10 protein-coding genes are annotated in these 15242 nt (G+C 57.3%); 7 read left to right on the forward strand and 3 right to left on the reverse strand.

Annotated features, from left to right (window positions below):
• Nucleotides 1-224: 224 nt before the first annotated feature.
• Both HMPREF3053_RS08030 and HMPREF3053_RS08035 read right to left on the reverse strand, forming a co-directional pair.
• The gene (locus HMPREF3053_RS08030) at nt 225-2327 is read right to left on the reverse strand and encodes a vWA domain-containing protein (RefSeq protein WP_080985623.1); all 2103 of its coding nucleotides are present in this window, start codon (nt 2325-2327) and stop codon (nt 225-227) included.
• A 264-nt stretch (nt 2328-2591) separates the two neighbouring features.
• Complete coding sequence (locus tag HMPREF3053_RS08035) at nt 2592-3707, reverse strand: branched-chain amino acid aminotransferase (RefSeq protein WP_070767554.1); 1116 nt, start codon at nt 3705-3707, stop codon at nt 2592-2594.
• Between the two features lie 222 nt (nt 3708-3929).
• Here HMPREF3053_RS08035 and HMPREF3053_RS08040 point away from each other — a divergent pair, with 222 nt between their 5' ends.
• The 7 genes from HMPREF3053_RS08040 (at nt 3930) to HMPREF3053_RS08070 (ending at nt 14651) form a co-directional block, all read left to right on the forward strand.
• Nucleotides 3930-5468 (forward strand): leucyl aminopeptidase, encoded by a 1539-nt coding sequence (locus HMPREF3053_RS08040; RefSeq protein ID WP_070566890.1) that lies wholly within the window; start codon nt 3930-3932, stop codon nt 5466-5468.
• A 173-nt stretch (nt 5469-5641) separates the two neighbouring features.
• Entirely contained in the window at nt 5642-7672 is a 2031-nt protein-coding gene (gene sucB / locus HMPREF3053_RS08045) for a 2-oxoglutarate dehydrogenase, E2 component, dihydrolipoamide succinyltransferase (RefSeq protein ID WP_016423041.1), read from the forward strand.
• 569 nt (nt 7673-8241) lie between these two features.
• A complete protein-coding gene (locus tag HMPREF3053_RS08050; protein WP_016423042.1) occupies nt 8242-9867 on the forward strand; it encodes an inorganic phosphate transporter in 1626 nt (541 codons plus the stop codon).
• A 152-nt stretch (nt 9868-10019) separates the two neighbouring features.
• Nucleotides 10020-10823: a lipoyl(octanoyl) transferase LipB gene (lipB, locus tag HMPREF3053_RS08055; RefSeq protein WP_049192903.1), complete on the forward strand. Its 804-nt coding sequence runs from the start codon at nt 10020-10022 to the stop codon at nt 10821-10823.
• 9 nt (nt 10824-10832) lie between these two features.
• A complete protein-coding gene (gene lipA / locus HMPREF3053_RS08060) occupies nt 10833-11891 on the forward strand; it encodes a lipoyl synthase (protein WP_049192902.1) in 1059 nt (352 codons plus the stop codon).
• Nucleotides 11892-11984: 93 nt separating this feature from the next.
• Complete coding sequence (locus HMPREF3053_RS08065; RefSeq protein WP_005511046.1) at nt 11985-12764, forward strand: DUF4191 domain-containing protein; 780 nt, start codon at nt 11985-11987, stop codon at nt 12762-12764.
• Between the two features lie 267 nt (nt 12765-13031).
• Entirely contained in the window at nt 13032-14651 is a 1620-nt protein-coding gene (locus tag HMPREF3053_RS08070; protein WP_179078162.1) for an aspartate:alanine exchanger family transporter, read from the forward strand.
• Nucleotides 14652-14653: 2 nt separating this feature from the next.
• Here the strand turns inward: HMPREF3053_RS08070 and HMPREF3053_RS08075 are convergent, their stop codons facing one another.
• Nucleotides 14654-15172 carry an RDD family protein gene (locus tag HMPREF3053_RS08075; protein WP_049192901.1) on the reverse strand — a complete coding sequence of 173 codons (519 nt, stop codon included), beginning with the start codon at nt 15170-15172 and terminating at the stop codon, nt 14654-14656.
• Nucleotides 15173-15242: the final 70 nt, after the last annotated feature.

Raw genomic sequence — 15242 nt, forward strand, 5'->3', positions numbered from 1 at the left:
TATCCATGATGCAATGACCGCCTGACCCTACCGCCTGAAAAATGGCATGAAAGTGTCATAAACTCACACAGTTTCACATCTGCAGCCCATAATTCTTGGAGTTGTCAGTTCTTGCGGCTAAGTAGCAAAAATGTGCCCGCCAGCGATACGCCAGGCGGACACACTTTTGCTGCCTTCCCCACCCTGCCCCCCTTGCTCAGGAACTTCCTGATCTTACGGTTTGTCTACTCCTTGCGCTTCTTGTTCTGGTAGACGATTGCGCCGGCAATGCCGATAAACACGGCGACCACTGCTACAACGGTGCCAATGACCAACGGGCTCATGCCCTCATCTTCCATGTCCGACGAGGATGCGGATGCCTGAGAATCCGTATCCGAGGAGTCAGATTCATTCGACGCATCTTCTGACGAGTCCTTTGACGATTCCTGTTCCGGCTCTCCCTTGGCCAGAATCGGCTTATCGGATGGAGTCGGGCCGTTCTTGTCAGTCGGTCGCCAGTCAGGCCCCTTAGTTGGCTTGTTGTCCAGGAGGAATGCGAGCTGGAACGGCTGATCGATGCCACTGACCTCTTCATCCGGGCGATAGTTAGCCATTCGGACAGTCGCGTAGTAGTAGCCGGCGTTGGCTACAGGTCGTCCTCCAACATTAGATTCTCGGTTGTTGTATTCGACCGGACGATCTGTTGACAAGTTCAGGTCCTCGGAATCCTGATAAAAGTGCATTGTTCCATCCGCCACGGAAACCTCGAACGGATTCAGCAGGGCAACTCCCATGGAATCGGCATTATCGCGCTCCGAATTTCCAGTGCGGGCAGCAATCACTGGTCGCTGACCCCACTCGACAGGGATCTTGTAGAACTTCTGTTCACCGGGCACGATTGTGTCAGAGATGTTATCCCCAGATTTAACTTCCGGCGCTTGGGCTGCGTTATTGCCACCGTTTACGGGCTTGGCCTCTCCAAAAGTGGCCTTTTTGTAGGCTTTGTCGCCGGTCGAAGAAGACCGCCCCTCATTTAGTTTGTCAGCATCCTGCTTCTTCAGGACTGGCTCAAACTGGACGCTAACCTCGACCTTCACCGGTTCATCACGATAGTCCGCTACTGAATCACCGTCATAGACCCACACGTTATTTGCGACGAGCCACTTGGTTTGATCGCAACTGGATTCGATGCGGTCACTATCCCATGCAAGAATGCTTGCATCAGCCGAAGTTGGAGTCCACGAATCGGCACTAGCTTCGGCGCCAGTCAGCGACCCCATACGACCGTCGTCCTGGCATTTTCCGCCAGTTTCATTGATGATTTCGTCAACTTCAGTTCGGACATCCTGCTGGCCTTTACCCTCAGCATCGATATTCGCTAACACCTTTGAGGTAACAATCGCGTTGTGTCCCTTCGGCACTGCGATTCGGTAGTAGAGCGGGGTGCGATCGTGCTGGGCAACCTCTGGCACCAGCGTCGTCTGGTACTTGCCCTCGCCGAGCCATTTCGCGCCTTCCTTAGTCTCGGAGAACTCGAAAGGAGTACCCGTGGTTTCGTAGCCCTGCACTGACCGCTGAGTCAAGAACTTCATGTGGTCTGCAAGCTGGGTAGCATCGTCCGCAGTCATGCTCTGTCCACCGGATACCTGCGCAACACACTCCAGCTCAGCGCGAGCTTCTTCATCGACCTTGAAGCCCACTGTGTGAATCGTCAGGCCAACACCCTGCCCTGCCAGTTCCTTCGCAACCTCACACACCGGTGGCGGCGCGCAGGTGTCGATACCGTCAGAGACCAAAATAATTGACCGCTCACCGTCTGGGCCAAGCTCATCAGCCGCCTTACGCAGTGCATTGCCGATCGGCGTATAGCCCTGAGCTTCCAACCCGGCAATCCTGCTCTTCAGGCCTTCTTTGTCGACCTTTTGGACAGGCGACAGCACCTCGATGTCCTGGCAACCACGTTCGCGGTTGGATTCATCACTGGATTCGCGCTGGCCATAAACCAGCATGCCAAGCAGCGCATCATCCGGGAGGGAGTCAATCAGCTCCGTGGATGCGCGCTTTGCCGCATCGAGGCGGGTGCCTCCGGCGTCGTCGGCAAGCATCGAACCAGACAGATCCATGATTAGCTCTGCTTTTGCTTCGCCCGTACCCCCTTCGCCCGTAGGAGCGGGCTGTTCCACCCCGGACGGCGAAGGCGAATCTTGGGCTGCCGCCACCGGAGCCGGAATCGCACTAAACCCAATCGTCCACGCAGCCAACAACAGAGTGACAACGATGGTTACCCTTAGGCGCTTTGAACTACTTGACGAAAAACTATCTTTAAAAAAGTCTTGAACTACCACCATCACAGCGCCTCAAACTGTTTTCCCAACTACAAAAATCAATCGTGTTGGTAGTTTTTCACAGTGACCCCGGTCACGCTAGAGGTGTTTTTAACGGCTAAACAAATGCCGCCTGAACAATTCATGAACCATGAGAAAATCGCACAGCCGTTGGGGAGCCAGCAAAGCAAAAACGCAGCCCCTGAACAGCGAATACTGAACAGGGGCTGCGAAAGTACTAATTCTAGTAACCACTATTAAATTTTTCTTAGCCGACCTACGCCGAAACTAAGCCTCAACGAGCTTGTAAATCCAACCGTGGGTATCCTCAACCTCGCCGTGCTGGATACCGGTCAGCCGCTCGCGCAGCTTCATAGTCCACTCACCGGTCTCGCCGCCGTTGATCTCGAACTCGCCCTCAGCGGACTTCACAAAACCGACCGGGGTGATGACTGCAGCAGTACCGCAGGCGAATGCCTCGCTCATAACACCGGAGGTGGCATCATTCTTCCATTCCTCGGTGGAAATGCGACGCTCCTCGACATTCATGCCCAGATCCTGAGCAGCCTGCAGCAGCGATGCCCGAGTAATGCCCGGCAGCAGCGAACCAGACAGCTCTGGAGTCACCAGCCGAACACCAGCGTCAGCATTCTCATCCGGGTAGATAAACGCCAGGTTCATGCCGCCCATCTCCTCGATGTACTTGCGCTCGACAGCGTCCAGCCACACAACCTGGTCGCAGCCCTTTTCCTCTGCCTGCTGCTGAGCCGCCAGCGAAGCTGCATAGTTACCTGCGAACTTCGCAGCACCGGTGCCGCCCGGCGCGGCACGCACGTACTCGTGGGAGATCCACACGGTCACCGGGTTAATGCCACCGGAGAAGTACGCGCCGGCAGGTGAAGCGATGAGCAGGAAGGTGTAAGAGTTCGACGGGTGCACGCCCAGGGTGCTCTCGGTGGAGAACATGATTGGACGCAGGTACAGGGATTCTTCGCCACCAGCTGGCGGCACCCATGCTGCATCGGCTTCAACCAGCAGGCGGATTGCCTCGAGGAAGGTCTCCTCCGGCAGCTGCGGCATTGCAATGCGGTCAGCGGAGCGCTGGAAGCGACGGGCGTTCTGCTCCGGGCGGAAAGTAACAATGGAACCATCCGGCATGCGATACGCCTTCAGGCCCTCAAAAATCGACTGCCCGTAATGCAGGACCGAAGAAGACGGCTGCATTTCAATCGAACCGTATGCCTGCAGCTTGGCGTCATGCCAGCCCTTGTCTGCAGTCCAGTCAATTCGGACCATGTGGTCGGTGAAGTGCTTACCAAAACCAGGGTTGCCCAGAATCTCCTCACGCTCGGCATCAGAGAGTGGATTCGGGTTACGTTCGATTGCAAATTCCAAAGCAGACATGTCTTTCATCCTAAACCGTCGAGGATCGAGTCGTATCAATACTCGCCCCCGAAAGACCGTGTTAGTCAGGGCAATGTCAGCGTCGCGGGCACTAGGCGCGGGTACATTCCAATAGTCGTGGCGCTGGCTCGTCAGTCCGCTGTCCAGGGGTGAAGGACACGAACCGGCAAATAGGGATACGGTGGTGTACCACATAGTACGACTACAAGGAGATGCAACTACATGTCAGTCCCCGCTAACAATGATTCGGCACAGCTCGGCGCTTCTCGTAACGCCGCAGTTTTGTCCAACTACCTGCCGGCTATCGGCACTCGCGTGGTCATCGCTGCCGACAAGTCTCTGCCCGCGGACGCCGACGCGGTTCTCGTCGCGCTTATCGACGGCGAGGATGGTCTCGAGCTGGTCGCACCCGAGGCCATCGGTTCGGTTGCAGAGCAGCTGCTCGCCTCCTTTGAGGCAGTCTCCGCCAGCGCTAAGGCCGAGTCCGTGACCACCATCCCGGCTCCTGCTGGCCTGGATGTCGACAGTGTCACGGGCGTTGGCGTGGGTTCTGAGGACCTGGATGCGGAAGACATCCGCCGTGCCTGCGGCGCCGCTGCCCGCCGTATGACCAAGGCCAAGGTGGTCTTTAACACTCTCGGCGCCATCGATCCGCAGGCTGCAGCCGAGGGCTTTGCGCTGGGCGCTTACGCTTACTCCGGTCAGAAGAGCACCGAAGAAAGCAACGAGGCCACCCAGAAGGTGGTTGTGTTGGGCGCTGATGACGACGTCGTAAAGCGCGCTTCGGCAATTGTAGATGCCGTTGCCACCGCGCGTGACTTCGTCAATACAGCATCGTCGCACCTCTACCCCGAGACGTTTGCTGACGCTGCTGCAGCGCTGGGCCGTGACGCGGGGCTCGAGGTCGAGGTGCTTGACGACGACGCTCTGCGCGCCGGCGGTTTCGGAGGCCTCAATGCCGTGGGTGGTGGATCCTCGCGCGGGCCGCGCCTGGTGCGCCTGATCTGGAAGGGCGATGAGTCGGCAGAGAATTCGCTGGGCCTGGTCGGTAAGGGCATCACCTTTGATACTGGCGGTATTTCGCTGAAGCCGGGCGCCAGCATGGAGAACATGATCTCCGATATGGGCGGCGCTGCGGCTGTTATTGCCACAGTCGTCCTGGCTGCTCGCCTAGGTGTATCCACCCCGGTGACCGCAACTGTTCCAATGGCGGAGAACATGCCGGGTGGTAAGGCGTACCGTCCGGGCGACGTCATTACGCAGTACGGCGGTAAGACCATTGAGATTCTGAATACCGACGCTGAGGGCCGCCTCGTACTCGCAGACGCCATTGTCCGCGCCTGCGAAGACAAGCCGACTCACCTGATTGACACCGCTACCCTGACCGGTGCGCAGCTGGTCGCTCTTGGCGAGCGCACCCCGGGCGTCCTGGGTAACGACGAGTTCCGTGACCGTGTTGCAGAGCTGTCTCAGAGCATTGGTGAAAATGGTTGGGCAATGCCGATTCCAGTTGAGCTAGCAGAGGCCCTGAAGTCGCCGGTGGCTGACCTGCGGAATGTCACGAACTCTCGCTTTGGCGGTATGAGTGTTGCAGCTGCATACCTGCGCGAATTCGTTGGCGAGGATGTTGAATGGGTTCACATCGACGTTGCCGGTCCGGCCTTCAACACCACCGGGGAGTATGGTTATACCCCGAAGCGGGGCACTGGTGTTCCGGTTCGGACGATGTTCTCTGTGATTGAGGATTTGGCAACGAAGTAGCCGGTCATCCGACTGCGCCCCGCCCGGCTGGAATCCTGGCTGGAATGAGCTATTCCACGCACCAGTCGAAAGCGGGCGCAGCCCACGGGGCAAGCAGAGTTTTCAACCTGTAAGCTAATTTGTAATAACCGTCTTAAAACGAGATTTCTTAACTTTTCGAGGAGTGCACAAACATGGCGACCTCTATTGAGATGCCGGAGCTCGGTGAATCAGTTACCGAAGGCACCATTACCACCTGGCTGAAGAAGGTCGGCGACACCGTCGAGGTCGACGAACCGTTGCTCGAGGTTTCCACCGACAAGGTCGACACCGAAATTCCATCTCCGGTCGCCGGTGTTCTCACCGAGATTCTCTTTGAAGAAGACGACACCGTCGATGTTGGCGAGGTCATCGCAAAGGTCGGCGAGCCGGGCGAAGAGCCGGAAGGCGCTGACGATTCCGCTGAGGAGACCGAGGAAGAGGCTCCGAAGGAAGACGCTGAAGAGCCAAAGAAGGAAGCACCGAAGGCTGCCTCCGGTTCCGCTACTGATGTTGAGATGCCGGAGCTCGGCGAGTCCGTCACCGAAGGCACGATTACCACTTGGCTGAAGAAGGTCGGCGACACCGTCGAGGTCGACGAACCGTTGCTCGAGGTTTCCACCGACAAGGTCGACACCGAAATTCCTTCCCCGGTCGCAGGCACCCTGCTCGAGGTCCTCTACGACGAAGACGACACCGTTGACGTCGGCGAAGTCATCGCTCGCGTTGGCGATGCAGACGCTGCTCCGGCCGCCAAGGAAGAGGCCGAGGAGGCATCTGCCGCAGTCGAGAAGGACGAGGAGCCAGTAAAGGCCAACGAGGAGACTGAGGAAGACTCCACTGACGTTGACGCTGGCGACGCTACTGACGTTGAGATGCCGGAGCTCGGCGAATCCGTCACCGAAGGCACCATCACCACCTGGCTGAAGAAGGTCGGCGACACCGTCGAGGTCGACGAACCGTTGCTCGAGGTTTCCACCGACAAGGTCGACACCGAAATTCCTTCCCCGGTCGCAGGCACCCTGCTCGAGGTCCTCTACGACGAAGACGACACCGTTGACGTCGGCGAGGTCATCGCTCGCGTTGGCAGTGGCCAGCCAAAGAAGGCTGCACCGAAGAAGGAAGCTCCAAAGGCTGAATCCAAGCCTGAGCCGAAGAAGGAAGAGCCGAAGGCAGAGTCCAAGCCGGAGCCGAAGAAGGAAGAGCCGAAGAAGGAGACTCCGAAGGCTGAGGCTCCGAAGGCTGAATCCAAGCCTTCCGCTAACAAGGACGTTCCTTACGTCACCCCGCTGGTCCGCAAGCTGGCTGACAAGCACGGCGTTGACCTGACTAAGGTCGAGGGCTCTGGAATCGGCGGCCGCATTCGTAAGCAGGATGTTCTGCGCGCTGCCGAGGGCGGCCAGGAGACTACTGCTGAGTCCGGCTCCAACTGGTCCACCAAGGGCGTTCGCCCTGAGCTCGCTGAGCTGCGCGGCACCACCCAGCGTGTCAACCGCATCCGCGAGATTACCGCTGCCAAGACCCTCGAGTCTCTGCAGACTTCCGCACAGCTGACCCAGGTCCACGAGGCCGATATGACTGCCATCTGGGATCTGCGCGCTACTAAGAAGGCTGAGTTCGAGAAGAAGCACGGCGCGAAGCTGACCTTCCTGCCATTCTTTGCAAAGGCAATCGTTGAGGCTCTGGTCAGCCACCCGAACGTCAACGCTTCCTGGAACGAAGAGACCAAGGAGATTACCTACCACGAGCAGGTCAACCTGGGTATCGCTGTCGATACCGAGCGGGGTTTGCTCTCCCCGGTCATCCACAACGCTCAGGATATGTCCCTGCCGGAGCTGGCTGCTGCTATTGCGGACATCGCAGACCGCGCTCGCAACAACAAGCTGACCCCGAACGACCTGTCCGGCGGCACCTTCACCATTACCAACATCGGCTCCGAGGGCGCTCTGACCGACACTCCGATTCTGGTTCCGCCGCAGGCCGCAATGGTCGGCACCGGCGCGATTAAGAAGCGCGCAGTAGTCGTCACCGAGAATGAGGCAGATGCCATTGGTATTCGCGCCATGGTCTTCCTGCCAATTACCTACGATCACCGCCTGATCGACGGCGCTGATGCAGGTCGCTTTATGACGACCGTTGTTGACCGCCTCGAGGTTGCTAACTTCGAATCGGATCTGCAGCTCTAAGCAGCTTGCTCCCTTCCTGGGGTAGTAGCGCCGCGGGAATCTAGCTGGCTTGCTAGCAGGAGGTTCTGCCTCTTCCCTGCCCGCGTTAGTCGCACTTTGCGGCTGACGCGGGTATTTCTTTTGCCGCATTCGTCCCGCAGTTGAACCTAATCAGCGATTCCTTCAAATGCGCAGGCCCCCTATTCTTGGCTAGTGCTCAGATTTCACGTAGCCACACATAGCTAGCAAAGGCTCCATCGGCACAAAGAATTAACGTGCTGTTATTGCGCCGTTAAGCCATTAGCAGACAGCGGGAGGGTCGAACCGAAAGCAAAGCTGCAAGTAGCAAATGCGCATACTTTTTGTCCTGCCGAAATGCGAGAACACCACACACCCCCGCACACAGTTCCGGCTATCGCTTTCAGCTACACCGACGAGAGCTGAAGATAGCGATAATTAAATTCATTATTTGTTAACCTCGCCGTCACCTAGTTAGCAATTAGCCTTTACCAATCTAAGAAATCATTAGACAGCAGGCTTCTTTGGCGTGCCTATTTTTGCTCTCTGTACGTAACTTAGAAAGGTGGAGCATGTCCTCGGCTCCAGCGAATACTAGTTCGTCGACCGGGACCACATCATCTGAGCAATCGAGCTCCTCAGATAAGTGGTGGCACCTCTTCTTCGGCGGGCTTCTCGCAATCAACATCGTAATTTTTGTCTTCTGGGCTTATGACTTTGTGGGCCCGCAGGCAAATACGGCAATTCTTCTGATTACCATCGCGTTCGCCGTCTTCATGGCGTTCAACATCGGCGGTAACGACGTTGCTAACTCCTTCGGTACTTCAGTCGGTGCCGGCACCCTGAGCATGAAGCAGGCGCTTGTTGTCGCTTCAGTCTTTGAGGTTTCGGGCGCCGTCCTCGCTGGTGGCGAGGTTACTGACACCGTCCGTTCCGGCATTGTGGACCTGAACGCAATCCACGGTTTGGACCCGATGGAGTTCGCCTTCATCATGATGTCCGCGCTTCTCGGCGCGGCAGTGTGGCTCCTCGTTGCCACCCGCATGGGTTGGCCAGTTTCCACTACCCACTCCATCGTCGGCGGTATCGTCGGTGCCGCACTGACGGTCGGTTTTATCACCGGCAAGGGTGGCTGGAGCATGGTCCAGTGGGATCAGATCGGTCAGATCGCCGTTTCTTGGGTCCTCTCTCCGCTCCTCGGCGGTTTGGTCGCGTTCCTCCTGTTCGGCGGCATTAAGAACTCGATTCTCGTCTACAACGACAAGGCTTCCAAGCAGCTGCAGGCCATCCACCAGGAAAAGGCGGACCTCAAGGCGCAGCACCGCGACGACTTCGAAAAGCTCCCTGAGCACGATCAGATCTCGTACACCAACGCGATGCTTCGCGACGCGACGACGATGCGTGACAACGACTGGACTCCGGATGACCTGGAGTCTGAGTACTTCCGCAAGCTCGTCCACATCGAATCCAAGGTTGATGATGTCCGCGCTCACCGTGCGCTGGAAGCTTGGGTTCCGGGTCTAGCAGCCCTGGGCTCTATTGTCATCTCCGCGATGATGCTGTTCAAGGGTCTGAAGAACCTTCACCTAGGGCTTTCCAGCCTGGACAACTTCCTGATTATGGGCATGATCGCCACCGCAGTGTGGCTTGCCGTTTACATCTTCGCGCGTACTTTGAAGCGTCAGGATTTGGATCGTTCCACCTTCCTGCTGTTCAGCTGGATGCAGGTCTTCACCGCTGCTGCGTTCGCTTTCTCCCACGGCTCGAACGACATCGCTAACGCGCTTGGCCCGTTCGTGGCAATTCTGGATGTTCTCCGTACCAACGAGATCTCTTCCGAGTCCGGCGTCCCGCTGGCAGTCATGACCACCATGGGTGTCGCTCTCATCTCCGGTCTGTGGTTTATCGGCCGCTTCGTTATCAAGACCGTCGGATCCGGCCTGACTGAGATCCACCCAGCATCGGGTTTTGCCGCAGAGCTTTCCGCTGCTGTGGTCGTTATGATTGCTTCCCTGCTGGGTCTGCCGGTTTCCTCCACCCACATTCTGATTGGTGCCGTTCTCGGTGTCGGTATCGTTAACCGTGCCGCTAACTGGAACCTGATGAAGCCGATTGGTTTGGCCTGGGTTATTACCCTTCCGGCCGCTGCAGGTATCTCGGCAATCACCGTTTCCATCCTCCGCGTCGTCTTCGGCTAAGCCCACAAAAGCACGCCACTTTTACCCCGGCGGTCACTTTCTAGTGACCACCGGGGTATCTTTACGTCTGGCGCTATCCAAGTAAGTTTGGCGCTATCCAAGTAACAAGTAATCTGAGGCCTACAGAATTTCGGCGTATCCTATAGGCCACCATGACTGCCCCAAGAAAACCTTTTACTCGCGCAGATAAATCCATTCGGGAATCAAGCTCCGACATCGAGATTCAACATCTCGGCCTTGTCGACTACGAAGAGACCTGGCACCTACAGGCAGACCTTGCTGCCAAGCGTGCGAAAGACCTAATTCCAGATCAGGTTCTCGTGCTTGAGCACCCGAGTCTTTACACAGCAGGAAAGCGCACCCAGCCGGAGGACCGTCCTACCAATGGGTTGCCGGTCGTCGATGTCGACCGCGGTGGCCGCATCACCTGGCACGGCCCGGGCCAGCTTGTGATGTATCCCATCATCAAGCTCGCTCAGCCGGTCGATGTGGTGGACTACGTCCGCAGACTGGAAGAAGCCCTCATTCAAACCGTTCGCCGAGCCGGCATCGCGGCTGCTGGCCGCATCGATGGCCGCTCGGGGGTATGGGTTCCCGCATCAAACGGACTGAGCGACCGAAAGATTGCGGCACTGGGAATCCGCGTGACCCATGGTGTAACCATGCACGGACTCAGTCTGAACTGCGACAACTCTATGGAGTTCTACAACTACATCATCCCGTGTGGCATCTCCGATGCTGGAGTGACCGCCCTATCCCGGGAGCTTGACCGAAATGTTAGCGTGTCAGAGATGACAGAGCCGCTTCTGGCAGATTTGCAAGATGCTTTGGAAGGCCGTTTGACCGTTGCCGACCATTCCTTCGGCTCCGCGCCCGACCCCACGAAGGACCTGCCACACCGGGTGAAGCACAACTCCACCACCGGCATATTCGAGTACTCATCAACAAAAGAGTAGGATGAAACTGTGACTGTTAAGCCAGAAGGACGTAAGTTACTGCGCGTCGAGGCACGAAATGCCGAGACCCCTATCGAGAACAAGCCCCGGTGGATTCGCAACCAGGTTCGTCCGGGCCCCAGCTACAAGGACATGAAAAACCGTGTCTCGGGTGCCTCTTTGCACACGGTCTGTCAGGAGGCTGGCTGCCCGAACATTCACGAATGTTGGGAAGACCGCGAGGCCACCTTCCTCATCGGCGGCGATAAGTGCACCCGCCGCTGCGACTTCTGCCAGATTAACTCAGCCAAGCCCGACCCATTGGATAAGGATGAGCCGCGTCGTGTTGCGGAATCCGTCCGCGAGATGGGTCTTCGTTACGCCACTATCACCGGTGTCGCCCGCGACGATCTGCCCGACGGTGCATCCTGGCTCTACGCTGAGACCTGCCGCCAGATCCACGAACTCAACCCGAATACCGGAGTCGAGCTCCTTGTCGATGACTTCCGTGGCGACGAATCTGCAGCACAGCAGGTCTTCGATGCCAAGCCTGAGGTTTTCGCCCACAACGTGGAGACGGTGCCTCGTATCTTCAAGCGCATCCGCCCCGCATTCCGCTACGAGCGTTCCTTGGAACTCATCACTCGCGCTCGCGAAGCTGGACTGGTTACCAAGTCCAACCTCATCCTGGGCATGGGCGAAACCTATGACGAGATCATCTCCGCTATGCAGGATTTGCACGATGCCGGCTGCGATATTCTGACGATTACTCAATACCTCCGCCCCACTCCACTGCACCATCCAATTGAACGTTGGGTTAAGCCGGAGGAGTTCGTCAAGCTCTCCAAGACCGCTGAAGAGATGGGCTTTGCCGGCGTCATGTCCGGCCCGCTGGTCCGCTCTTCCTACCGCGCTGGACGGCTCTACGCCCGCGCACTGGCGCACCGCGGTCAGGAACTGCCGGCGCATCTGTCCGCGCTTGCCGACGACAACGACAACAACCTCGCGCTTCAGGAAGCCTCGACGCTGCTCGACCGCTATGGCGCATCGGAGGATACGCCAGTCACTTCGGCTATTCCGGCTTCCTAGAGGCTGACGGCCGCAGCGCCGTCGTAAAGCGAAACGGCGCTACGGCGCGGTCTATTGCCTAAAACTACATCGCATGCCCTAAAGTTGGTGATTATGGCGACCAATGATGCGAAAGAAATGAAGAAGGCGAACCGCGCCGCCAAGCGCGCTCAGCGTAAGCAGACTCGTAGCCAGATGTGGCAGGCGTTTAAGCTGCAGCGCTCGCGGGACAACAAGCTCGTGCCTTACATGGCGCTGGGCTTCTTCGGTCCAATTATCCTGCTGTTACTGCTTGGTCTGCTCATTGGTGGAGTCTGGCCCTGGGTTCTGACGATTATTGGTATCTCGATCGGCTTTATGGTCGCGATGTACATCTTCTCTAAGCGTCTTGAGGCGTCCTTCTACACAGAGGCGGAAGGCCAGGCCGGCGCTGCGGCGTGGACGCTGGACAATATGCGTCAGGGCGTTGGCTATGTCTGGCACGTCAAGACCGGTGTTGTCGCTAATCAGCACATGGATGCTGTTCACCGTGTTATTGGTAACGCCGGTGTTGTGCTGGTCGGTGAAGGTGATCCGAACCGCGTCAAGCAGATGATTGCTCGTGAAAAGAAGTCGCTGGCACGCATTGCGGGCGAAGCTCCGATTTACGACATGATTGCTGGTAGCGACGAGGGCCAGGTCCCGCCGAAGAAGCTGCAGCGCGAACTCATGCGTTTGCCGCGCAACCTGAATAAGGATCAGGCTAACGCTCTGAATGAGCGCATCCAGTCGATGGACCGTATTCGCGATGCGCGCGCGAACATGCCCAAGGGTCCAATGCCGAAGGGCGCTAACCCACAGGCCGGCATGAACCGTCGTGCGCGCCGTGCCGCCAATCGCGGCAAGAAGCACTAGAGGTTTTAGCTAGGTTTCACCAGGGTCGGTTGCTCGGGCAACCCACCGAGGGGCAATCTAGGTTGAAGCAGAAAAAAGGGGCTTTCGGGCCCCCTTTTTTTGTGCTTTAAAGCTTTAAAACGATGCCTAAAGCCATGTCTTCACACACAGTTATTGATGTCTTGTTGAAGTGATTGCTCTCACTTATCACGCTGTCAGCAAAGGTCGTATCCTTGCTGGAAACAATGCTTAATGAAGATTACTGCTAGTTGTGCCACCATGGGATATGTGCAACTCTTGGCTGAAAATGAACTCTTAGCGCTTCTAGTGATTTTGTTTCTTGGCCTGGCAATTGGCCAGATCAAGATCTTCGGCTTCAAGCTTGGCGTGGCTGCCGTCCTCTTCGTCGGCCTTATCCTCGCGACTATTGAGCCGGAAATTCAAATCTCCCCGTTGATTTACATCGTGGGCCTGGCATTATTCGTCTACACCATCGGGTTGGAGGCGGGCCCCGAGTTCTTCAGCTCGTTACGCTCGCGCGGTATCAAGCACAACCTGTTCGGCATTGGTGTGCTCGCAGTTGTCACTATCGAGTCTTTCTTGCTGATCAAGTTTTTGCCTATCGACCCGGTGGAGGGCGCAGGCGCCTTCACAGGCGCCCTGACCAACACCCCGGCTATGGCCGCAATCGTCGATGCTCTTCCTAGCCTCATTTCGGATAAGGCCGAGCTGGCCGCTGCCCACGATATGCCGGTGATTGGTTACTCTCTGGCCTACCCAATCGGCGTGCTGGCAGTGATTGCTTCTATCGGTATTATGTCGAAGGTCTTCCGCGTCGATCACGACCAGGAAGCTATTGACGCAGGTGTTGCCGCGCTTCCGCTGCATACTCGGGACATCAAGATTCTCAAGGACGACCTGCCTTCCATCACTGACCTTCCGTCGAAGTTCGGTTTGGACATTACGGTTTCACGCATTGAGTACAAGGGCCACCTCTACATTCCATCACCGGGTGACACTGTCTCCGTCGGCGATATTATTTCCGTCGTCGGTACAGAGGAAGAAATTGCTCGTGCCGCCGAGTACCTTGGCGAGCTTATGCCAGGCGATCCGACACACGACGGTCGCCTGGACTTCCGTCGCATCTTCGTCTCTGCATCTGACGTGGTCGGTGTCCCCATTGCGGAACTTCAGACTCGCATGGACGGCATGATTATTACGCGTATTCGCCGCGGCGACCACGACATCGTCGCAGAGCCAAACATGCGCCTAGAGCTTGGTGATCGCGTCCGCGTAGTTGCACCGCCAGAGAAAATCAAGGACGCAACAAAGTTCTTCGGCGACTCTTACAAGAAGCTTTCCGACGTCAACCTCTTGCCCCTCACCCTTGGGCTTACGCTGGGTGTCTTGGTGGGTCTCATCAAGATTCCGCTTCCGGGCGGCAGCTCGCTCGCCCTGGGGTCCGCTGGTGGTCCACTGGTTGTGGCGCTGATTCTGGGTGCTGTCGGTCGCACTGGCCCGTTGGTTTGGCCTATCCCCTACTCGGCCAACCTGGCGTTCCGCACCATGGGTCTAGCACTGTTCCTGGCTGGTATCGGCACCACTGCCGGTAAGGGATTCCAGGCTGCGTTGTCTGACCCGGCATCACTGACAGTTCTGGGTCTTGCCGCCATCATCGCGTTTAGCTCCGCACTGTTGACCCTCATTGTCGGTCACCGTGTGCTGAAGATTCCATTCGGCCAAACTGCGGGTATCCTCTCGGGCTTGCAGACTCACCCGGCAGTGCTCTCATACGTCAACGACCAGGCCAAGAACGAGTTGCCGGCAATGGGATACACAACGGTGTATCCAATGGCCATGATCATGAAGATTATTCTCGCCCAGGTCCTGGTCGTGTTGGTGCTATAGCGCTAACCCAAAATGACGGCCGTGCCAGTGGCACGGTCGTGCATGCCGCGCATATCCGAGTCGGTGATTGCTGGCGGCAGCAAGAAAAGAGTAAGCAAGCTGCGGAAGAAGGCACGAACAAAGCCAACTCGCTCGCTGGGCTTGTCCACGCGAGCGACACCCATCTTCATCATCCACTGGCCCGGAGTGCGGGCGAACAGCCAAACCGACACCGTGCCAATAATGAGGAAGACAACTGGCGAATAGGTCGCAAGGAATGACTGCCAGGCGATAAACGAATCCCCGAACTGGTCAATCTGCGCCTCGCTCGGGCCGAAGAACATCGAAAAAGCGCCGGCAATCATCAAGGAAATAATCCAGTCAATGAGAATGCCGCCGACGCGACGCATCAACGTCGCTTGCGAGCCTGGGCCATCGGGGGCAAGACCCAATGCCTGGCCGGGATAGTCCGAGAGCTTGTCCGGATTATCGAACTCTCCCGGAATCTGAGGGCCATCTAGCCAACTGTGCTTTTCTTCCATGGGTTCATAGTCTAGTGCAGCAATCCGGCTATCAAATCACGGGCTGGGACAGCCATTCAGCGCGTGCGGG

Origin of the sequence: Corynebacterium sp. HMSC064E07 (assembly GCF_001815745.1) — a bacterium.
GTDB lineage: Bacteria > Actinomycetota > Actinomycetes > Mycobacteriales > Mycobacteriaceae > Corynebacterium > Corynebacterium jeikeium_D.